Source organism: Achromobacter sp. 01N37 (assembly GCF_056399725.1).
This window is the reverse complement of sequence record NZ_JBFTRX010000003.1, coordinates 25,594-43,411: the sequence shown is the minus strand read 5'-3', so window position 1 is coordinate 43,411 and position 17,818 is coordinate 25,594. Positions and strand designations below refer to the sequence as shown.

26 protein-coding genes and 1 tRNA gene are annotated in these 17,818 nt (G+C 59.2%); 10 read left to right on the top strand and 17 right to left on the bottom strand.

Features of this window, described 5'->3' with window-relative positions:
- Positions 1-24: 24 nt before the first annotated feature.
- Complete coding sequence (locus AC1DSJ_RS06320) at positions 25-777, bottom strand: hypothetical protein (RefSeq protein WP_441371130.1); 753 nt, start codon at positions 775-777, stop codon at positions 25-27.
- Between the two features lie 261 nt (positions 778-1,038).
- Here AC1DSJ_RS06320 and AC1DSJ_RS06315 point away from each other — a divergent pair, with 261 nt between their 5' ends.
- The gene (locus AC1DSJ_RS06315; RefSeq protein ID WP_054422317.1) at positions 1,039-1,260 is read left to right on the top strand and encodes a hypothetical protein; all 222 of its coding nucleotides are present in this window, start codon (positions 1,039-1,041) and stop codon (positions 1,258-1,260) included.
- Between the two features lie 192 nt (positions 1,261-1,452).
- Here the strand turns inward: AC1DSJ_RS06315 and AC1DSJ_RS06310 are convergent, their stop codons facing one another.
- The gene (locus tag AC1DSJ_RS06310) at positions 1,453-2,199 is read right to left on the bottom strand and encodes a PIG-L deacetylase family protein (protein ID WP_441371129.1); all 747 of its coding nucleotides are present in this window, start codon (positions 2,197-2,199) and stop codon (positions 1,453-1,455) included.
- A 352-nt stretch (positions 2,200-2,551) separates the two neighbouring features.
- Positions 2,552-3,214 carry a DUF4145 domain-containing protein gene (locus tag AC1DSJ_RS06305; protein ID WP_441371128.1) on the bottom strand — a complete coding sequence of 221 codons (663 nt, stop codon included), beginning with the start codon at positions 3,212-3,214 and terminating at the stop codon, positions 2,552-2,554.
- A 348-nt stretch (positions 3,215-3,562) separates the two neighbouring features.
- Between AC1DSJ_RS06305 and AC1DSJ_RS06300 the strand changes: the two genes are divergently transcribed.
- From AC1DSJ_RS06300 to AC1DSJ_RS06265, 8 genes are all read left to right on the top strand, one after another.
- Positions 3,563-3,639, top strand: a tRNA-Met gene (locus AC1DSJ_RS06300).
- Positions 3,640-3,929: 290 nt separating this feature from the next.
- The gene (locus AC1DSJ_RS06295) at positions 3,930-4,412 is read left to right on the top strand and encodes a hypothetical protein (protein WP_441371127.1); all 483 of its coding nucleotides are present in this window, start codon (positions 3,930-3,932) and stop codon (positions 4,410-4,412) included.
- Positions 4,413-4,416: 4 nt separating this feature from the next.
- Complete coding sequence (locus AC1DSJ_RS06290; protein ID WP_441371126.1) at positions 4,417-4,857, top strand: hypothetical protein; 441 nt, start codon at positions 4,417-4,419, stop codon at positions 4,855-4,857.
- Positions 4,858-4,864: 7 nt separating this feature from the next.
- On the top strand, positions 4,865-5,302 hold the full coding sequence (locus AC1DSJ_RS06285; protein ID WP_441371125.1) for a hypothetical protein: 438 nt from the start codon (positions 4,865-4,867) through the stop codon (positions 5,300-5,302).
- A 189-nt stretch (positions 5,303-5,491) separates the two neighbouring features.
- Entirely contained in the window at positions 5,492-6,154 is a 663-nt protein-coding gene (locus AC1DSJ_RS06280; protein WP_441371124.1) for an SOS response-associated peptidase, read from the top strand.
- A complete protein-coding gene (locus tag AC1DSJ_RS06275; RefSeq protein WP_441371123.1) occupies positions 6,151-6,513 on the top strand; it encodes a hypothetical protein in 363 nt (120 codons plus the stop codon). Before AC1DSJ_RS06280 ends, AC1DSJ_RS06275 begins: the two co-directional genes overlap by 4 nt.
- A 188-nt stretch (positions 6,514-6,701) precedes the next feature.
- Positions 6,702-6,998 carry a type II toxin-antitoxin system RelE/ParE family toxin gene (locus tag AC1DSJ_RS06270; protein WP_441371122.1) on the top strand — a complete coding sequence of 99 codons (297 nt, stop codon included), beginning with the start codon at positions 6,702-6,704 and terminating at the stop codon, positions 6,996-6,998.
- A gap of 85 nt (positions 6,999-7,083) precedes the next feature.
- Positions 7,084-7,377 (top strand): addiction module antidote protein, encoded by a 294-nt coding sequence (locus AC1DSJ_RS06265; RefSeq protein ID WP_441371121.1) that lies wholly within the window; start codon positions 7,084-7,086, stop codon positions 7,375-7,377.
- A gap of 9 nt (positions 7,378-7,386) precedes the next feature.
- On the opposite strand, the gene AC1DSJ_RS06260 is transcribed toward AC1DSJ_RS06265, so the two are convergent.
- From AC1DSJ_RS06260 to AC1DSJ_RS06250, 3 genes are read right to left on the bottom strand one after another with little or no spacing between them, the layout of a single operon-like run.
- Positions 7,387-7,650, bottom strand: coding sequence for a DUF2514 family protein (locus AC1DSJ_RS06260; RefSeq protein ID WP_441371309.1), 264 nt, complete (start codon positions 7,648-7,650; stop codon positions 7,387-7,389).
- Positions 7,651-7,696: 46 nt separating this feature from the next.
- Positions 7,697-8,281 (bottom strand): hypothetical protein, encoded by a 585-nt coding sequence (locus AC1DSJ_RS06255; protein WP_476760280.1) that lies wholly within the window; start codon positions 8,279-8,281, stop codon positions 7,697-7,699.
- Positions 8,282-8,306: 25 nt separating this feature from the next.
- Positions 8,307-8,774, bottom strand: coding sequence for a hypothetical protein (locus AC1DSJ_RS06250; RefSeq protein WP_441371119.1), 468 nt, complete (start codon positions 8,772-8,774; stop codon positions 8,307-8,309).
- Positions 8,775-9,020: 246 nt separating this feature from the next.
- On the opposite strand from AC1DSJ_RS06250, the gene AC1DSJ_RS06245 reads away from it, so the two are divergent.
- Positions 9,021-9,524, top strand: coding sequence for a hypothetical protein (locus tag AC1DSJ_RS06245; RefSeq protein ID WP_441371118.1), 504 nt, complete (start codon positions 9,021-9,023; stop codon positions 9,522-9,524).
- Here AC1DSJ_RS06245 and AC1DSJ_RS06240 read toward each other — a convergent pair.
- The 11 genes from AC1DSJ_RS06240 to AC1DSJ_RS06190 form a co-directional block, all read right to left on the bottom strand.
- On the bottom strand, positions 9,508-9,954 hold the full coding sequence (locus tag AC1DSJ_RS06240; RefSeq protein ID WP_441371117.1) for a M15 family metallopeptidase: 447 nt from the start codon (positions 9,952-9,954) through the stop codon (positions 9,508-9,510). The genes AC1DSJ_RS06245 and AC1DSJ_RS06240 overlap by 17 nt on opposite strands.
- Positions 9,951-10,241, bottom strand: a complete 291-nt coding sequence (locus AC1DSJ_RS06235; RefSeq protein WP_427965509.1) for a phage holin family protein — start codon at positions 10,239-10,241, stop codon at positions 9,951-9,953. The genes AC1DSJ_RS06240 and AC1DSJ_RS06235 overlap by 4 nt, the downstream gene beginning before the upstream one ends.
- Before the next feature lie 73 nt (positions 10,242-10,314).
- Positions 10,315-10,812 carry a tail fiber assembly protein gene (locus tag AC1DSJ_RS06230; RefSeq protein WP_441371116.1) on the bottom strand — a complete coding sequence of 166 codons (498 nt, stop codon included), beginning with the start codon at positions 10,810-10,812 and terminating at the stop codon, positions 10,315-10,317.
- Positions 10,813-10,821: 9 nt separating this feature from the next.
- The gene (locus tag AC1DSJ_RS06225) at positions 10,822-12,753 is read right to left on the bottom strand and encodes a hypothetical protein (RefSeq protein WP_441371115.1); all 1,932 of its coding nucleotides are present in this window, start codon (positions 12,751-12,753) and stop codon (positions 10,822-10,824) included.
- A gap of 1 nt (position 12,754) precedes the next feature.
- Positions 12,755-13,420, bottom strand: coding sequence for a baseplate wedge 1 family protein (locus AC1DSJ_RS06220; RefSeq protein ID WP_441371114.1), 666 nt, complete (start codon positions 13,418-13,420; stop codon positions 12,755-12,757).
- Positions 13,420-14,871: a hypothetical protein gene (locus AC1DSJ_RS06215; protein ID WP_441371113.1), complete on the bottom strand. Its 1,452-nt coding sequence runs from the start codon at positions 14,869-14,871 to the stop codon at positions 13,420-13,422. The genes AC1DSJ_RS06220 and AC1DSJ_RS06215 overlap by 1 nt, the downstream gene beginning before the upstream one ends.
- Before the next feature lie 23 nt (positions 14,872-14,894).
- Complete coding sequence (locus AC1DSJ_RS06210) at positions 14,895-15,263, bottom strand: contractile injection system sheath initiator (protein ID WP_441371112.1); 369 nt, start codon at positions 15,261-15,263, stop codon at positions 14,895-14,897.
- Positions 15,263-15,958 (bottom strand): Gp138 family membrane-puncturing spike protein, encoded by a 696-nt coding sequence (locus AC1DSJ_RS06205; RefSeq protein WP_441371111.1) that lies wholly within the window; start codon positions 15,956-15,958, stop codon positions 15,263-15,265. The genes AC1DSJ_RS06210 and AC1DSJ_RS06205 overlap by 1 nt, the downstream gene beginning before the upstream one ends.
- Complete coding sequence (locus AC1DSJ_RS06200; protein WP_441371110.1) at positions 15,955-16,872, bottom strand: phage protein; 918 nt, start codon at positions 16,870-16,872, stop codon at positions 15,955-15,957. The genes AC1DSJ_RS06205 and AC1DSJ_RS06200 overlap by 4 nt, the downstream gene beginning before the upstream one ends.
- Complete coding sequence (locus AC1DSJ_RS06195; RefSeq protein WP_441371109.1) at positions 16,859-17,191, bottom strand: phage baseplate plug family protein; 333 nt, start codon at positions 17,189-17,191, stop codon at positions 16,859-16,861. The genes AC1DSJ_RS06200 and AC1DSJ_RS06195 overlap by 14 nt, the downstream gene beginning before the upstream one ends.
- Positions 17,188-17,817: a phage baseplate protein gene (locus tag AC1DSJ_RS06190; RefSeq protein ID WP_441371108.1), complete on the bottom strand. Its 630-nt coding sequence runs from the start codon at positions 17,815-17,817 to the stop codon at positions 17,188-17,190. Before AC1DSJ_RS06190 ends, AC1DSJ_RS06195 begins: the two co-directional genes overlap by 4 nt.
- Position 17,818: the final 1 nt, after the last annotated feature.

Genomic DNA, 17,818 nt, shown 5'->3' with positions numbered 1-17,818 from the left:
AAACGTGGCGAATGAACAGAACCGCTACGCCGCCTTCACGCCACGTGCAGATTCCCGATACGCAACGGCGCACATCGCGGTCACGACGAGGGTCATGATGATGGTGCATGCCAGAAACAACACACCATACGCAATGTCCGATACCTTCAAGCGGTTCGCCACATTGAGCATCATGACTTTGGCCAGGCCCGCTGACAGGATCAGCGCGAACAACGCGGCGGCCAGCGGCCAACGCTTGAACGGCATCGCCGCGCGCGCTTCCCGGAAGCCATACTCGCCCGCCACCGCGGCGCGCGGAAGGCTCAGCGCGTATACCGAGCCCGCATACAGCATCGGCACCCACAGCACCGCCAGAATGGCGAACAGCGTGACGAAGAAGCGGGTGTCGCCCACCCCGCCCATCGCAAAATAAATCATGATCGGCATGTCGGCCGTCGCTCGCAGCACTGCCGCCGCCACAATGATGAACAGCATCAGTAACGCCAGATGCTTTGCCTCGGCGTTGCCTCCGCCCCCCGTATCCACGGCATCGCCCAACACAATCACGCGGTGCCAGGCAAAGGTCATGCGCGCCAACGCGATCATGTTGACCAGCGCCAGCACAAGAAACGCGTATTGAATTGACCCGAACGACCGTGACACCAGCAAGGCAAACGGCAAGCTCAACACAAAGAGGCCGAACGACCATGGCGCAGCGGCCACCATGCGTCGGCCTTGCTGCCGGATGACACCGAACGCCTCAGCAAAAAAGCGACCCGCCGCAAGTGGCTTCGACACGGTATTCCTTGGTGTGGTGGATAGGTTCGTGGGCTGACACACCGGGGGCCGACTTGCCTGCTCCCAACATGATCCGCGAAGAATATACCTTACCGGTCCACCAGCGCCGCAATGGGCGAGAAGAAGAACGGCTGCTAGCGATTGGCGTTGAATCGGACCAGCACTAAGGGCTAAGACCTAAGGCTTAATTGCACCCTCCCCGCCGGCTTTCATCGATGTGCTACGGTTTATCTGCGGATCACCCGCACAACAGGAGGCGAGATGAAAACCCAGATCAGCTTCAAAAAGACCGATGGTTCCGACGGTGTTGCACTGCTTGACGGCGATGCGTCCAGCACGCTTCAGGCCAAGCGGGAACTGGCCAACAAGCTGGATCTTCCTGACATTGCCGCATCGGCGGGTCAAGACGAAGACATCGATGCACGACTCCGCCTGGGTGGCATTGACCCGAACTCCATCAAGGTCAATCACATCAGCGAGTGAACCGCATCATTGGACACGTCCGGGGCCATCGCCCACGTTGCACGTGCAGGCATACAAAACGCCCCCGAGTTTGAACTGCACCCCAAAAGTTGGCCACCCGTCCAACCTTTGGGGTCAGTTCAGTTTTTTTTAGCGGGGCGTTTTTTTGATGAGCGGGTTGGCGACATGTCCGGCTTGATACCGACCTTCCAGTCAGCAGCCTTCAGGCAAAGCGTGGCTGGGGACTTGGACATCCGCCTCGATATGCCAGTAACGCTCTGGCCTGCGCAGGTCGTCCGGCACTCCGTTGAACGCCTTCAGTTGCGACACGTAGGCCGCAATGGCCACTTCCTTGCTGCCTAAATCGGCCTGGCCGCACGCAGGCGTCAACACCATGCCCCGGCCATACAGCTGCACCAGACGCGCTTGCACAACGCCGCTATGCGCCCGGTACGGCGCGTCTTCGTAGAAGAACCAGGCAATGTCAGGAAGGAGCTGCCTGACGCGTAGCGCGGCCTCGCTGACCCGAAGATGATCTCCATGGAAGAGCCCAAGCGGAATGCCCACCCTGCCCGGCGCCAAGTCGATCACGGTGCTCAGCAGAGACTCCATCAGCGCCGGCATGGCGTGATCAGGATGCTCCTGATACTGGCAGTCAATGAACCCCAACGAACGCCCGCAACAGCGTATGGCCTCCAGCGCGCGGCAATCTTCGGCTTCACGCGCACGCATGGCTTCTGCCGCACTAAGAAAGCCACATTCTCGATCCCACTCAGTAAGGATTCCCCCTTCGTGCGGCACCCCGGTAAAGACCGTCACAACAGTGCTGCCGGCACTGTGAGAAAGCAAGCTGCCACAGCTGAACACCGCGTCATCGAGGTGAGGCGAAATGATGACGAGCGGCCCATTCGGGACCATGGGGCTAAAGGCCGCGTTGGATAGATTCAGATCGTAGGGCATTCGATTGCGGGATAGAGGCATCGACGTGGTGCTCAAGCAATAGCAAGCCGCATTCCCGCCTTTCGATCTCTCTGGCCACCGTGCGCGAACGGCAAGCGCATTCGCACAGAATCAGAAAAATAAACAGCCCACAATGAGAAAGGGGGTTAGTGATTTTCATCACTAACCCCCTTAGGGTATTGCTGGTCGGGACGGCGGGATTCGAACTCGCGACCCCTTGCACCCCATGCATAGGGGCTCTTTCGAAAACCTTATCTTTCAATCACTTAGCGCGGCGCTCGCTTGCAATGGTGCTCAACAGTGACCATGTGGGAGCAGCAATGTCCCCACGAAAGTCCCCACAGGCCATCAGCTATGAGGCGCGCCGAGCAACGCGTCGCTTATTGATGGCATTGATTTGACCGGGCACAGTATAGATTTCGTACATCAGCGCTTCGGCAAAATCATAGAGGTCATTCGCATCCTGCATTGTTAGGACACCATCGTGAGCCCCATCGTTGGCGTTCTCTCGTAGAGCTGTGGCTAGGGGCTTCAAGGTAGCCGGCAGTAGTTTCTGCTCAAACAGCCAGTCCACGCGCTTCGCCAGCACCCGTTTCTCGTCGGAATTGGGCTGCGGATCGGCGGCCGGAATCGCCTGTACCTTCTCTTTAGTGGCAAGGTCAAGCGCCAAGCGGAACATCGCCGCGGCAGCGTTAGGACAACCCATCCGAATATTGGAGACCGCCTCCACGTAGGCATTCCGCACCGTAGGCGACATGTATTCCGGCACATCGGCCGGGGAAAAGTCGGAACTATCGAGGCCACCAATGATATCGACGAGATGGTCTAAATTGCCATTAACCGTATGGGGTACAAAATTGCCCATAGATGCCGCAATTCCAGACAACGAGTTGCTGGCCGCCCGCACCTTCTGAATTGATCCCTTTTTACATTTTCGGCATACGGCGAAAACTTCCCAATGCGTGGGCCGTACGCTATTCCCTATCCCAACCGATACTGGTACGTCGGCAGTCATTGACTTAGCTCCGCAACGCGGACAATCTATCTGTAATAGAGGCATGGCAGCTCCAGGATTAACGCATAATGTTACCTGTGAGTGATGCTGTAACAAAGGGATGGATGGCCGCAGTGAATGGTCCGTCGGGCCGGCTGACCACGCTTTTCCCCACAAGGGAGACATTCGTGTGCGGCAGAATCGTCCAGAAGTCCGGGCCTATGGATTACGTCGAGCGTATCTTTCCCAACCCACACCGCGTGTTTGACGAATCCTCGGACCCGCGGTACAGGGTCTCGCCGGCACACGGCCACTGAGCATTTATAGTCTAGCAAGCGAGGTCAAACGGGGCCCGGCTGGCGTCGGGAAGGCGCAATAGCTCAGCCGGTTAGAGGCACGGAATCATAATCCGCAGGTCTCCTGTTCGAATCAGAGATGCGCCACCAGAATTATAAAGGCCCTCACTTCGGTGAGGGCCTTTTGCTATGCTCCGCAATTATGCACCCGCTCCGCAAAAGCGCAGCCCTTGCGAGGTTGGAAGTCGAAACCATCCCGATGGCACAACACGGCCATTCCACACAAAGGCATCCGCTGCGCGAGCTGGTTATGCAGATACGGGGAGCTCGTACGGGTCTCAGCTTCGCCCTCAAACCCCATCGAGGTAGCGCGGCACAAAGCAGCCGAGTTGGCATATGGTAGGATCTTGCAATACGATGTGACAAGCGGAAAATATCCTGTGGACGCTGCACTTACCGAAGCGCAAAGAATTCTCGCTCAGATGGATGTCACGTATTGGTCCGTGAATCTAGGCATCCCGTTGTTGGTACTGAGCTTCAATTTGGTGCAACGCGGACTTCTCAACCCCGGCACCGCGTCCGCTTCGTCGGACTGGATACTCTTACTTGTCGGCATTGATTTCGCCACCGTAGCAATGCTTTTGGCCGATAAAGGTGCAAAGCTGGTGCACTCCCCCGCCAATTTTGGGCCGTGGATCCTCCTTCTACTCGCCGGCGGCTACGCCACTCACGCCTTTAGTCTGAAGGTGATTGAGCCTAGAATAGTCAAAGCGGTGGAGCGCCAGCTGCACCTACCCGAGGGAGCGCGTAAGCACGAACGTGCCCTAGCCTTCGTAGGAGTCATCAGCATGTATCTGTTGTCACTTGCGCTGCCGCTCGTGGCAACGAGCATACACATCCTGGCATACACAATTGGGAAGTGATGAAATGCTCTCGGTCTATCAAGTAATGATCTATCTCGTTCAGAGCGTCGTCGGAACAGCGATAGTTCTTGGCGCACTCTACTTGATCGTTGTTCGTTCGGGCCTGGCTTACGCGCTTTACATGCAATTTGCGCCCGATCCCCCGGGGCAGGCATTGGCCGCTGAAATGCCCGCACAGCCCAACATGGTCGAGCTCCCGGGATTAACGAGTGTGCGGAACGCAAATGCCGGAGACACCCTGATCAGCTACGGTCACTATGCTGCGATCTATGCCGCAACGAATGCGATAACCACCTTTCAGGTGGTCCGCCAGAAGAAGGCTGTCGGATTCCAACTATCCTTGGGTCCGGCGCCAGACGAAGTGGAATCTCAAGTTTTGGACCAAGACTTCGCTCCACTGAGAATCAGCTTTCCCTTAATGCGCGCCCACTCCCTCGCGATGTGACCTAGTTATGCCGACCAATAGTTTTCCCAGGAAAGAAGAAGTAGTTTTTTTGGCGTGCGAGGATATCAGGATCGAAGCTGGCGGGCAGCACACCTTCGTTGGAACGTACACTGGTGGCGGGTTGTTACTTAAAGCCCAACCGTCAGAGAACGCGGCAATGAAGTCGTTATCTTTTTTCCTTCAATTTCCCAACTTGGAGCCAGGTTCGTACGAATGCCGTATCGAAGTGGTTCTGCCTGATGGCGAAGTGGCGGGAAACGCCACACAGAGGGGCGACGTGCTCAAGCCAGTGTCACCGCTCCTACGCGCAGCAATGGTCGTGATGCTTAACTTCACGCCATTCCCCATACAACTGGGCCAGTACAAAATCCGTGCCACCATTGATGAGGAAAAATATGAGTGGGATTTCCCTGTAGTGCTATCTCCCGAAATCGCAACTTCCTAGTACTTTGCTCACTCTATGCTGGTCGACGCACGGTTTTGGGGCTGGCGTCACGACGACCCCCAGCACTACCCGGGGTTCAATGTACAAAGCCTTTAATGGATGACGTCGTGTTGGGCTTGAATTCCCAGTGCTGAGTCGGCCTATGTTCGCGAACACTCCCCGATGCAGAAACCCTCTTTGGAGGGGGCAATGTGTAGTCATTACCAGACCATTAAGGACGCCGACCTACTGCTGAAGAAGTTCGGCGCGCCCAAGCCTTCAGCCATCGGCAAGTACGACATCTGGCCGCGCTACCAGGGTATTTTTATCCGGCGGCCGGTCGAGCATGACGCCGGCGACGAGGCGGTGCCGGAGCGCGAGGTAGTCGTGGGCCGCTGGGGCCTGATCAGCACCATGACGAATGCAGACGGCCTGAACAAGGCCTCCAAGCTCTCCACCTTCAACGCTCGCAGCGAGACGGCGCCCAAGTCCTTCACCTTCGGAAACGCCTGGCGCCGCGCACAGCACTGCATCATTCCCGCAGATGCTATCTTTGAACCCGACTGGCGATCCGGCGCCGCAGTGCCCACACGCTTCACTCGAGCGGATGGAGCGCCGCTGGGCATCGCCGGATTATGGGACCGCTGGCGCGACAGCGCAGGCCAGCTCCGAGAGAGCTACACCATGCTGACCATCAACGCGGACGATCATCCCGTGTTCCGCGACTACCATCAGGCGGGCAAGGAAAAGCGCATGGTCATAATCCTGCCGGAGGGCGCCTACGGCGACTGGCTGACGGCGAGCACGGAGCAGAGCCGCGAATTCCTTATGCCCTTCCCCTCCGACAAGGTTGTCGCCACGCCGATGACATGACCCCGTTTCTGCTGCAATATACTGTTTTTTTATCCAGTGAATTTGACAGAAAAATCATGCTCTGCACCGTTACACGCACCCATTACATGGGCGAAAAGCGCCCCGATCGCGACCCCGGGCCCACTGTCACAGGCACCGTTCGCATGTACTCGATCATGCGCGCAGACATGAAGCGGTACATCCGGGCCATGACGATGGATGACAGGAAAGCCTTTGGCACAATGCAGAAGGCAGAGATCCCGGAAGTGAGACAGCCCGAATTTCCCACATTCTCGTCCGACCACGGCAGCATGGCCTGCGGCTTCGAAAAGGCCGAAGGCCGGCGCTCCTACCAAGGATGGTGGATGCATGAAAAATGAGGGAGCGCTGCGCGTCGGCGTTCACGTTGACCGGCAGAGGACTGTCGCCTGTAGGCTACAGAAGTTGCTTGCCAATTTGTAGCCAGTAGGATACGATTGATTTTGTAGCCACATGGCTACGCACCACAGACATAAGGGAGCATGGCAGATGAAACTAATTAAAAATTATCAATATAGGCGTCGACCCCATGAAACAAATCCGCAGTACCGAAGTTTTTAATGACTTCGAATCCGGCTTGAAGGACAAGGCTGGAAGAGCAAGGATTCAAGCCCGCATACAGCGCTTGGCTCTTGGAAACCCCGGCAAATGCCGGAATCTGGAAAAAGGGGTCTCTGAGCTAAAAATTGATTTCGGGCCAGGCTATCGGGTGTACTTCACCGAACGAGTGGCAGGAACAATAGTTATCTTACTGGCCGGAGGCGACAAATCGACACAGGATGCCGACATCAAGACGGCGTATCGCTTGGTCGACGAACTAGAATGAAAATTCTGCGGCAAGACGATTTTCAGCCCGACACTGCGTGTCGGGCTTGTCGCGTCTTCAAATCAAGCTCCAAAAGGAGCCGTATATGAGCAAACTAGCAACACGGGAATATGACATTGCGGAGCGTCTAAGAACGCCCGAAGAAATGGCCCTCTACCTTGACGCATGCATCGACGAAAGCGAAGGAGATGCGGCCTTCATTGCTAAGGCATTAGGGGACATCGCGCGCGCCAAAGGAATGACACAGGTAGCGAAAGATGCAGGCCTGTCGCGCGAGAGCCTGTACAAGGCCCTTTCTGGAGACCGCGAACCCGATTTCTCCACCATTTTGAAGGTGTCGCGCGCCCTTGGCTTGCGATTACACGCAACGCCCGCCTAAGCGGCGGCGTTAGCCATCAGCCCTGAGCGCGTCATAAGATCGCTCACACATCAACCCGGAGATTCGGGCACGATCTGAAAGATATGCAAGGTCTGCAGCTCGGCCGCTAATGCGGCCGAGCATGTAGGCAAGCAGATCGACGGCGTCCGCCCCTGGCGGGCTTCCGTCCGCAGCCGCGGGATCTCGGGCGATTGCGCGGTGCGAGCCAGCGCGTCCGCCCTGCGTGATTGAGCGCGACGATGGCGTCCACGAGACGCTGGAAGCGCCGAACAAGTTGCGCAAAGGGATGGCGCCGCGTTAGTAGCAAAGGCCCGCAAGATCATGGCTTCGATGAGGGTTCGTGCACGCCTCGAATATCATCCTGCACGATCTTTGGAAGTGACACTGCATTGAGAAGTGCCTCACCAGCAGCATCCATCGTCCGAGTGTATTTCTGCAAGTACTCAAGAGTTTTCTCTCGTTCCGTTGCCTCCAACATACTCTTGTGGCCAGCGACAGTCRGGTACGCTAGCGAGAATTTATCTCGGGCTTCGGGCTCCAAAAAAAGGCAGTTTTCGTTCCACCACTGTTGGCATTCCAAAACGACGCTCGAAGCCTGATCTGTAGACTGGCTGGAGTACAGCCTTCGCCATAGCGCAAAAGCCTGCTGGTGGGCAACCAGGCGCCGCTCGATTGCTGCCGTCCTAAGCTGATTTTTGATGTCTAGCTCAGCTTTGTGCCTCGCGTTCTGCAGGTCAATAGGTTGTCGTGCCCTCACCTTTTCCAGCTCGAGTTCAGCAGCGTATCCACGTTCGGCAAGAAGTTCGCCACGACGTTTCGCATAACCTTCGTAGAAGGGACGAACCACCCATCCAGCAAGCATGCCAATCGCGACATACGCGAAAGTGACGAAAAATTCATTCACGAGTCATCCTCCAGATTGGCGCACTTTACTCCGGAACCGCTTGAAGTCCCCTGATGTACCCCTGTAGGCCGTTCACCTGGTCAGCCCATCGAGCAGCATCTTTTCCCAGCTGCTCATATCGCCCGACACACGATCCAATAATTCCAATCCAGTCGGGGCCGGCTGCATCAAGTCTGCCGCCTGCTGCGGCATCCTCGGCGCGCCGCTGGGCAAGCTGGCGGAGCAGCCCATCAATCCGGCCACGCTGAGCAGCAACAGTCGTTTCAGCAGCTTCTCGCGCCAGTACGGCGCCGCGGTGTTTGGCGTCAGCACGATCCCTTTCCTCCTGCCACACACGCTCAATGACGGCTTGGCGTTTTTCAATCTCGGCTTGCTTGGCGCCTGCGCCGGCCTGGTATTGGCTTGCGCCGTACCAGCGCACACCCAGCACGGCAGCCACAACCAGCGCAGCGCCGATCAGGTAGGGCAGCGCGGCGCGCAGCAGCAGGTTCATGCCCCCCCCCGTCCAATCGCGCGGGATCTGAAAGTGGGAACTGAACCCCGTTGCTATACTGAACCGATGATCGAGTGCAAAGCGTGTCATGAGACCAAATCTCCTGAGTCGTTTGAGCAATTCCGCAATAAGCTACCAAGCGGAACTGTGACTGTTGGGCGCAGAAGAACTTGCCGTGCTTGCCTAGCCAAAAATCGAGTACGTACGCAAGTTATGCAAGCGTGCCCGTCCTGCGGAATGCTGCGATTGGTTCGAGCCGACACGGCCAAGAGAACACAAGGACTATGCCAATCTTGTGCGGCGCAAACCCGGCCGTTGCTCAATTCCGCTCTTTCTGCTCACCCCGCCTACACGCGCTGGAAGACGATGATGTCGCGCTGTCAAAGCGACGATGAGCAAAAGAAGCCGTATTACAAGGAACGAGGCATTACGGTTTGCAAGGAATGGCAGGATCCCCGCGCGTTCATTGCGTGGGCGGAATCCAGTGGCTTTTCGCCGATACTTACGCTCGACCGTATCGACAACGATCTGGGATACAGCCCTGAAAATTGCCGATGGATAACGAGGACAGGCCAAGCCCGAAATACGCGCGCAAACGTCGCCGTCTTGGTTGACGGTCGCTTCCGCCTAGAGTCACTGGCCGAAGCTGCTGACATGCTGGAAACAAGTCAGGATCGCATCTACAAGGCATTGAAATATGGCTGGAAATGTATGGGGCACACAATTGAGCGGATCAACGAAGCCCTTTGATCTCGTAGTGCGGGCCATCCGGAAATGTCTTGTGGAGAATGGAGCGAGTGATCGTTTTCGGAAGCTCTAACAAAAGCGTCCATGAACCGCCCCAACGGATAGAGACACCGACTTCGAGCGACGCCGATCTCATGGCATCTGCCACAGCAATGAACGCCTCCCAGTTCTCCCAAGGTATCGTGCGGCCCACCAACGGCGCCAGGTCAACGGCGTGCCCAAAGCCATCCTGCTGCTTGAGATGTAGGCTGTTCATCGTTTGACTGGCACCCTTGGTCACGTACTCGCGCTGCTGCGCCAGCGTCCGGACGCCCTCCACCACCATGAAATCCACGGCCGTTCGCTGTATCGCCAGTTTGACGACTTCGACTAGATCGGGATGCACGCCAATCAGGCGCGTCAAACTACGTTGAGAAAGGCGGAATCGACTCATTTCGGATCACCCCCAAACTTAAAATCAAGCAGCCGGCGCGCGGCGAATTCAAGCACCTGTTCGCCCAAAATCCCAACCGCCGCACCAGCACCAATCATCACAACCTGCGGCGCATTCGGAAACGGGATATAAATGAGCGCCGCCGCCGTGCTCAGAGCACTGCCCAAGATCGTCCGGCCTACCGCCACTTTCCAAGACAGCTTTTCCTTGCTGGTGAGCGCTCTGCCTACCGCGATGAGAGCGCCCATCCCGGCTAGCCACGCAAGTGTTCTTTCCCAATCATTCATCGCACGCTCCGCAAAAGCGAAAAAAAGCCCGCGTAAGCGGGCCGGGTGGGCAGATTCAAGGTGAGCGCCATCCCTACGGTCGTTCCGGCCAAACTACATCAGCCGGATAGCCGTCTTGGCTTTCCACCCGATACAGCGCTTGGCAGTAGGCACGGAACGCCTCGTGACGTTGCTTCTCGGCTTCGGATGCGCCACCATCATCTACGATGACCTGCAATGCCTGATAGTCCAGCAAGGCCGGGGCCAACAACGCGTGCATCTTGGCTCTGGCGTCTTCTACGGTCGGAACTCGTGGAGCGATCTTGCCTTCGACCACCATCCATTCCCCTCCGGCGTCGAATCCTTCAGGAACCGACGAAGCCGGAACGCTCCACACCGCTTGATCAATGGGATACAGTGCGGACGCATCTCGGCTGAAGGCGCAAACCCGCCCCGTCTCGTCCGTGCATACGATCAAGCTATCCGCTTCGAAATCGCCTTGTGCCGCGTACCAATCAACGCCGTCGTCATCCTTCAGGTACTGCACGCTGGGCACCGCATCTTCCGGCACGTACTTTCGAAACACTCTCATCGATGTCTCCTATCGTTCAACTGATACAGTGACCCAGCTTCCATTCCAGAGCTTCTGGAGTGGGCGGTACCACTGCCGGTTAATTCGGTTGTCGTTCAACGTGTGAGCACCAGTCGAGACGCAACCGGCCGGCACCACCTGTCCACCCGCATTCACCTGCACTTGGGCTCCGAGCCGAAAATCGGTCAGCGCTGGGGCGGGCGGCGGCGGGGGCTTTGCGGCAGCCACGACCTGCGCCACCGTGTATGGCGACATGATCAAAGCCTGGCTCGCACCCGCGCGGCCTTCTGCCAACGTTGCAAAACGCGCTATACCCGCAGCGCTTTGATTCGCGCTAGGTAGACTGAGTGCGTGCGTGTGAGTCGTCCCGGATACCGCGTTCGTGGTCGCCGTGCTCAACGTTGACGGAATTCCCAATGCCAGTGTGCGATTCGCCTCCAACGTACCGCCACCCGTCAATCCGTTGCCAGCGGTCAGGATCAGCCGGGTGTTAGCCTTCTGCACCAGGACATCCTGCAGACCCGCCACATGGACCGCATCCGTTCGAGCGAACGGGAAAGAGCTCCGCGACAGCGTGGCCGAAATGGTTTCAAACGCAGTAACGGGTTCAATTTTCCAACCCACGCCCCAAGCGGAAACCGTGGCGCCGGACGAGTTGTACTTGGCCAGCACTTCCGACACACACACAGTCGGATACGTCCACGTCTTGGTAAGGTCGCCCAGCCAAATGCACAGATTGCCCGACGCATCAGACCCGTATCGGATCGGAATGTCGGACGCGACCGCACCCGCCAATATCGTTGCACTGCAACGTGTCCACGCCTTTGTCGTCTGTGAGTAGCCGTGCAGCAAGATCGACACCGGCGGCAAATCGCTGGAGTACTCGAAGATATCCACGCGCATGCGGACCATCGTGTTCACACCAAGCGCCGCCGCCGGCAGCGTAATTTTCATTGCGCCGACGACAGAGCCGATGTGCGTCGAGTAGCTCCCTCCGTCAGGCAGTAGGACGTGCGCCGTGCGGGCGGACGAACTATTAAGGCCGTATTGCGCCCCGATCGTCGCCCGCGCACCCAGCACTATCGGACCGCTTAGTTCTCCCCCTGCCTTGGGAAGCGCCTGGATATCCGCCAGCACCTGCGCAGGCGTGCGCGAGGCCAACGCGCCCGTGCCCGCCCCGGTCAGATACGCCCCAGGCGCCACCGTCGCCACCCCCGTGCCGCCGCGCGCCACCGGCAAGGTGCCGGCAGTGGCTTTCGACACATCCAGCGCGGTCACGTTGAGCGCGACGTTGCCGGTGCCATCAAAGCTGACACCGCCTGCCGTTGCGCCGCCTGTGATGGAGAACAGGCGTGCCGCAGCCAGCTTGGTAGCGGTGGCGGCGTTGCCGATGGCGACCTGGCCAGCCGCCGAGATTCGCCCTTTGCCGTCGACCGTGAACGTTGGCACAGCGTTGGCGTTGCCGTAGCCACCCGCTTTGACCCCGCTCGCGCTGAGCGTCAAGGCCAAAGCCAAATTTGCCGATCCGTCGAAACTGCCCGCGGCTGTCGCATCGCCCGTCACTGAAATCGTGCGCGCGGTCGTCAGCTTGAGCGCCGCCCCGGCCGTCAGTGCGCTGGCTACGCCAGACAATCGCGCGACCGGCACCGTCCCGGTCTTCAGGTTCGTCGCGTTTAGGTTCTGAAATGCATAACTGAGCGCGTCGTACCGATTCGCGGCCAGCGGTCTACCCGTGACGACTGCCAAACCGTCCAGGTGTTTGTATAGCCATGCCATCCGCTCGTCTGTGACCTGCTGGACCTTGTTGAACTGCTCAACGGACGGCGGGACGGAGCCGATATAGGCCCAGCCGGTCTTGTACTGGAGGTCGGTAATCCCCTCGGTCAGGCCGCTTTGGGCCCACGTTACCTTGAACAATTCGAAGAAATTCGGAGTTGCCATTTCAGTAGATACCTCGCGCCATTACGCCAACGCCAAAGCCATAGAATCGCTGCCCGCGAAAGCCGAATGGCTTCTCTGTCGAGCCAGTCACCAATTGCACGCCCACGCCCGCAGCTTGCGGCACCCATCGATAGGGATTTGCCATGAGCGGGTCATTCGGGCCAGGCAACCGGCTAACCCATATCCAGATCTTTGCGTTCCCAGCGTTCTGGACGATCACCCGTTCGACGTCGAAGATCGGCTTCAATGCACGGGCAATTTCCGGCGCGGTGCCGTGGCCGTTGTTCAGCGCGATCTTCCAATACAGCAGCTTTCGGTACTCTGCGTCGAACAGTCTTGCGTAACCGGCAATTGCCCGCTCCTGGCCTCGGCGAAATCGGAACTCGCCGAAGCCGCCCACTGCGGGCTGGCCCTGGAACCCGAAGAAACGTATGTAAATCGCCTGATCAATCACCCGCGGGATGCCGACGATTTCCCCAATACCGTCGAGCTGCTTGCCCACCGCCGTATCGAGCCAACGCTCTTCGTAGAGCGCCCGCAACGCTCCCTGCAGGCCTTCCACCGGCTTGAGTAGCGCCCTGACCAGCGCTTCCAGCCGCGGTTTGCCTCGGAACTGGCCCAGCCAATTGCTCCAGGCCGCCGAGCCATGGTCTTGATGCATGTCCATCAGGCCACCTTGATGCGTGACAGGTCGAATACCGCGACCTGGAAGTCCTGGATTGCCACGTTCGCCGCACGGTACGCGGATGGGGCTGGAACGAATGAGGGATCAGTGGAAGACGCCAGGGTCAGTTGGACYGACGCAAGGCCACGTGTTTGATAGATTGCGCCGAATAAGCGCTGGAGAATGACGTCATCGCCAATCCCGTAGGCACTGCCTGCAGCGACCACGTTCGCCGCGATCGAGTCAAAGCCGTCTGGCGGAAACACCTGCTCAGAATGCGGTAGCAGGTCAATGGCGCATTGAACCCACACATAGACTCGCTCGGGTCGATCGAATCGGATCAACTGGTCCGCGTCGTCATCATCCTTGAGCACCACGGTGCGCTTGCCGTGCGTATCAATGCCGGCCGCCACCACCTGAAAAATGGCCGCGGCCACCTCGTCATCCAGCCCTCCGTCGGCAACCACATGCACGCTATGCGGTGGCCGGCCCAGTTGATCAGGGCCATCCGAGTTATTCATGAACACCTTCACAGTGCGCACGCCCGCGACGCGATCACGAATATTGGGCGCAATAGTGGGTAGCGTGGCCGCGCCCAGCCGAAACAGCCCCGTCGGGTATCGAGCGCGCAATTCGGCATCGTTCTCGGCCAGCAGGCCGGCGACGCCAGGCTGTAGGTTGTTGACGGAATTCCACCCGTCCACCTGAGTGACCATCCCATCCAGGTCCCCTACTGCAGCGTCTTCTGTCGAAGGGTCCACTGACTTGGCCAACCCGGGCGATCCCAGACGCACCAGCGAAAGGCTCGTTGACCACCCGAAGGCCGCCGCCACACGGCCATCGGTCTGGATCCGGACAGCAGCCCCATCGCTGGAAACCGTAAGTCCGCTCCTGCCTAGGGCGACCACTAGCCCAGATAGAATCTGCTGCAAGTTCGTCGTGACCGCCGTCGCGTACGAGTACGGCCGCCCGTCTATCGTCACGCGATACTCGGTGTTGCCTACAACGGCAGGTCGCAGAAGAATGTCGGCTGCGGCCCCCGCAAGGATCTTCGTGTCAACGGCCAGGGACCACAGGCTCTGACTGACACGGTGCCGGATCTGCGCGCCGGCCGGCACGGTCGTCCCCGGTATCCCGTACAGCACCACATACGCCCTCGATTGCTGGTCGCTGTTGCGAGACACACCAGTAAACGAGACAGCACGGCCCAGCGACAATCCGGTCGCCGACCCCGGGTACATGGCGTAGTAGACGCCCTCGGCCTGCTCCCAAAGCGCCGCCTCGCGCTCGGCGAAGGTGTCAATCAATAGGCCGATCACGCTATCCGGCCGGGTCTCCACCGTGCCGCTAAAGCCAGCCGCACGCATGCGCGCGCGCAGGTCCGCCACGATTTCCTGGCGAATTTCCGGAAGACGCGGGCGTACGAACCCGTCCGGCGTTACACCGTAGGCCATAAGTACCTCGAAAGCTGAAGGGGTTAGGGTTGGCGCAGATCCACGACCTGGTCGAGACGTCCTGCGTCCGTGTCGGCGTCGAAGACGACGCGCAGAATGCGCAACTGGCGCTCAATCTGAAGCTCCAGACGGCGCACCCGCTGCACGCCTGGCACATCCAAGATTCGAGCCCGGAAGATGGATTCAATACTGGCGCGGTCGGGAGATTTAATCTGAACGGACTCGATGTACGGCACGCCGAAGCTTGTATCTAGGAACCATTCGCCCAGAAACGCCAGCAGCGTGATTTTGATCTGTTGGCCAATTCGCTCGGCGCCGTCCTTCAGCGAGGCGCGGCCCAACAGGTCGAGATCCAGATCATGGTCATCAGAAAGCACAAGGTCATAAGCCATCAGCCAGGTTTCTCCGTCGTGCCGCCGACATAGCGGTGGCGGTGCGAGTCCCCGATGTCCTTGCCGTTGTGGGTAATCGACCCGCCCTCGTACGCCACCCCGCCGCGGATGCGCATTGATGCGCCGCCCGTGCCGCCCTCGCCCGCCATGCCCTGCGTGTAGATGAGCGGGCCATTGATGGTGACCGGCGTATTGAACGTGGCCTGCTCCGCCTGAACGGTCCAGCGCTTCACTTGAAAGGTCAGCTCACCAGCGGGTGACAGCTTCAGCGTCCCGGGCCCGTACTGGATGCTGACGTTTTCCGTGTCAGCGGCCAGCTTGCCAGGCCGCACCAGTGGCGAAGCGAAGGCATCCGACAGATCAAACTGCCGGGGATCGTCGGGCGGGCCGTTGTCGCCCGCAAGCCAGTTCTCCAAAGCGCGGGCTGAGAAAGACAGCTTTACGGCGTCACCAGGCCTAAGCGGCACGGAAATCAACGCCTGTGCGCCGTTCACATCGCCCACGGGCCAGCACACTGGCACCCTGACGATCTGCGGCGCCGGGAGCACTTCTCCGTTTGCCAGCCGCTTGGCTAGCGCCGGCCGCGCGGTCACGAACGTGCCGTCATAGGCCAAGACCTCGCCCGGCAGAGTGGTGTACACGTCGGCCAGCTCAGACGCGAACACTGCCCGCATCGCCTTGATCATTTTGCTCATTTCTTGCCCTTGTTCTTCGATGGCGCCGATCGGTCCACCAGCTCCAGCTCGCTCTGCCAGTCCCCGCCCTCGCTATCGCCCGTGTGCCGCACCGCCTCCACGCGCTGGAACGACTCGACGGACCGGCTTTCCAGCTTGACCAAATTACCAGGGTTGATTGTGGGCAGCAGCAAAGACGTCACCCGCCAGCCGTCGCGCTGCTGCTGCGCGCTGACCAGGTTCACGTCGTCTCCCGTCCGCTTGTCCTTGACCCGCGCCTTCTCGCGCGCGGCCTCGCGTGTACGTTCCGGATAGCCCAGCAATCCCGTATCAGCGGCCAACACCACCGCCTGACGCCTGGTGGTGCCGCGGCGCTGCACAACCTGCAGCTGCTGGTTCTGAATCGACCACTCCAAGCCAGCGCCCTGCGCCACCTTGTGCAAGGCCGTGCGCGCCGCCCCATAGAAAGAAAAACCTTGTTGCCAGCGCCGGTCAGGTAATTCATCCGCCATCACCAAAGGCAGCCCCATCTGGCGGGCGATATCCCGAATGATCGTGCTGGCCTGCGCGCCAGGTCCAAGGCCGATCGACACGGCGGTATCGCGGATCTCGGTGAACCCATCCTTCACGATCAGCTCAGTCACGATATCGGGCTGCTCGAACCGCGTGTACGCGAACACCAAGGTGCCCGACGCCATCAACAGGGGCCCGCCTTCTTCGGCATAGCCCGCATACAAGACGCATCGCAAATCTGGCTCTTCCAACGCCTTGCGCGTGTCGGCTGCCAGGTTGTAGATGCGGATCGTGTGGTCGTTCGGCTCCTCGCTCGAATCTTTCGATATGTCGAAAGTGACGCGGATAGGCGGCACCACCTCCAAGCCCTTGGTGCCTGCCTTGCCAACCTGGAGCCGATAGACCCTGTCAAAGCGCGACATTGGCCATTTCCTCCGCTTCCACGTAGATCAGGACCACATCGCCCGCAGCCAGCGCGTCGCGGCCCACTGTATTGCGCCGGTCTGGCACAAGCGCCACCAGCTCGCCCGCGGGCACCTCCAGGTGCCTGTATGCCCCAAGCAGCGGGGTATCTGGCATCACCGCGATGCCCGCCACGATGATCTCGTTATAGGCGTTCTCGATCGACAGCACCCACAGCTCGGCCTCGCTATTCCAGGACAAACGCAGGAAATAGGTCAGACCGTCCAGCTCCACTTCGGTAAGGCTGTCGTTTGCGTTAAGGACGGGGATTTGAATCATTTGCCCTTTCCCAGAATCTTGCTCAGGTCGGTCTTCTGCTTCGGAGAAGCCTCCGCGCCATTCGCTTTACCCGCGTTCGTCTTCGTCTGCCCAGCCTTCCCCGTGGCCTTGCCGTTGGTTCGATCGGGCGGGATATCGGTTTGGCGCAGCGCCACTTTTCGGATCTTCTTGAAGTCAGCGGAGATCTCGAATCGGTCGCCGCCTTCATTGGTCCGACCGATCTCGCACCGCTCCATGACGAAATTCACATAGACGTCCAGCCCGGTTGTAACGGTGATGGGCAGGCGGTCCGCGTGAATCTTGCGCAGCGCGTCCTTGGCGCTGATCAACTTAGACCGCCCAGCCCGCGCCGACAGGTTGCCAAACGAACCCCCACGCGGAAACGCGCTCGAAACGCCTGCGGCCAGGCCGCCGAGCAAAGCCACCTCGGCGGCGGTCACCCAGCCATCAAGCGTCAACTGTTCTGACTCCTGCACCACGTGGTCCGTTACGGGCGGTCCATCCTCCACCGCGTACTCGGTGGCCCGGCTGTTAAGCGAAGTCTTTTCACTCAACAGCGCGTCTAGTGGCACGGCGCCAATACTCGTGCCGCCGTTCCAGCCGAAAACCATCGCTACAAAGCTCATG

Bases quoted from the DNA above. Each gene is read 5' to 3' on its own strand.
- AC1DSJ_RS06280 (WP_441371124.1), top strand. From the start codon at position 5,492: ATGTGTAGTCATTACCAGACCATTAAGGACGCCGACCTACTGCTGAAG.
- AC1DSJ_RS06225 (WP_441371115.1), bottom strand. From the start codon at position 12,753: ATGGCAACTCCGAATTTCTTCGAATTGTTCAAGGTAACGTGGGCCCAA.
- AC1DSJ_RS06205 (WP_441371111.1), bottom strand. From the start codon at position 15,958: ATGAGCAAAATGATCAAGGCGATGCGGGCAGTGTTCGCGTCTGAGCTG.
- AC1DSJ_RS06315 (WP_054422317.1), top strand. From the start codon at position 1,039: ATGAAAACCCAGATCAGCTTCAAAAAGACCGATGGTTCCGACGGTGTT.
- AC1DSJ_RS06195 (WP_441371109.1), bottom strand. From the start codon at position 17,191: ATGATTCAAATCCCCGTCCTTAACGCAAACGACAGCCTTACCGAAGTG.
- AC1DSJ_RS06285 (WP_441371125.1), top strand. From the start codon at position 4,865: ATGCCGACCAATAGTTTTCCCAGGAAAGAAGAAGTAGTTTTTTTGGCG.
- AC1DSJ_RS06305 (WP_441371128.1), bottom strand. From the start codon at position 3,214: ATGACTGCCGACGTACCAGTATCGGTTGGGATAGGGAATAGCGTACGG.
- AC1DSJ_RS06270 (WP_441371122.1), top strand. From the start codon at position 6,702: ATGAAACAAATCCGCAGTACCGAAGTTTTTAATGACTTCGAATCCGGC.
- AC1DSJ_RS06235 (WP_427965509.1), bottom strand. From the start codon at position 10,241: ATGAATGATTGGGAAAGAACACTTGCGTGGCTAGCCGGGATGGGCGCT.
- AC1DSJ_RS06265 (WP_441371121.1), top strand. From the start codon at position 7,084: ATGAGCAAACTAGCAACACGGGAATATGACATTGCGGAGCGTCTAAGA.
- AC1DSJ_RS06190 (WP_441371108.1), bottom strand. From the start codon at position 17,817: ATGAGCTTTGTAGCGATGGTTTTCGGCTGGAACGGCGGCACGAGTATT.
- AC1DSJ_RS06210 (WP_441371112.1), bottom strand. From the start codon at position 15,263: ATGGCTTATGACCTTGTGCTTTCTGATGACCATGATCTGGATCTCGAC.
- AC1DSJ_RS06275 (WP_441371123.1), top strand. From the start codon at position 6,151: ATGACCCCGTTTCTGCTGCAATATACTGTTTTTTTATCCAGTGAATTT.
- AC1DSJ_RS06290 (WP_441371126.1), top strand. From the start codon at position 4,417: ATGCTCTCGGTCTATCAAGTAATGATCTATCTCGTTCAGAGCGTCGTC.
- AC1DSJ_RS06220 (WP_441371114.1), bottom strand. From the start codon at position 13,420: ATGGACATGCATCAAGACCATGGCTCGGCGGCCTGGAGCAATTGGCTG.
- AC1DSJ_RS06230 (WP_441371116.1), bottom strand. From the start codon at position 10,812: ATGAGAGTGTTTCGAAAGTACGTGCCGGAAGATGCGGTGCCCAGCGTG.
- AC1DSJ_RS06240 (WP_441371117.1), bottom strand. From the start codon at position 9,954: ATGAGTCGATTCCGCCTTTCTCAACGTAGTTTGACGCGCCTGATTGGC.
- AC1DSJ_RS06310 (WP_441371129.1), bottom strand. From the start codon at position 2,199: ATGCCCTACGATCTGAATCTATCCAACGCGGCCTTTAGCCCCATGGTC.
- AC1DSJ_RS06250 (WP_441371119.1), bottom strand. From the start codon at position 8,774: ATGAACCTGCTGCTGCGCGCCGCGCTGCCCTACCTGATCGGCGCTGCG.
- AC1DSJ_RS06200 (WP_441371110.1), bottom strand. From the start codon at position 16,872: ATGTCGCGCTTTGACAGGGTCTATCGGCTCCAGGTTGGCAAGGCAGGC.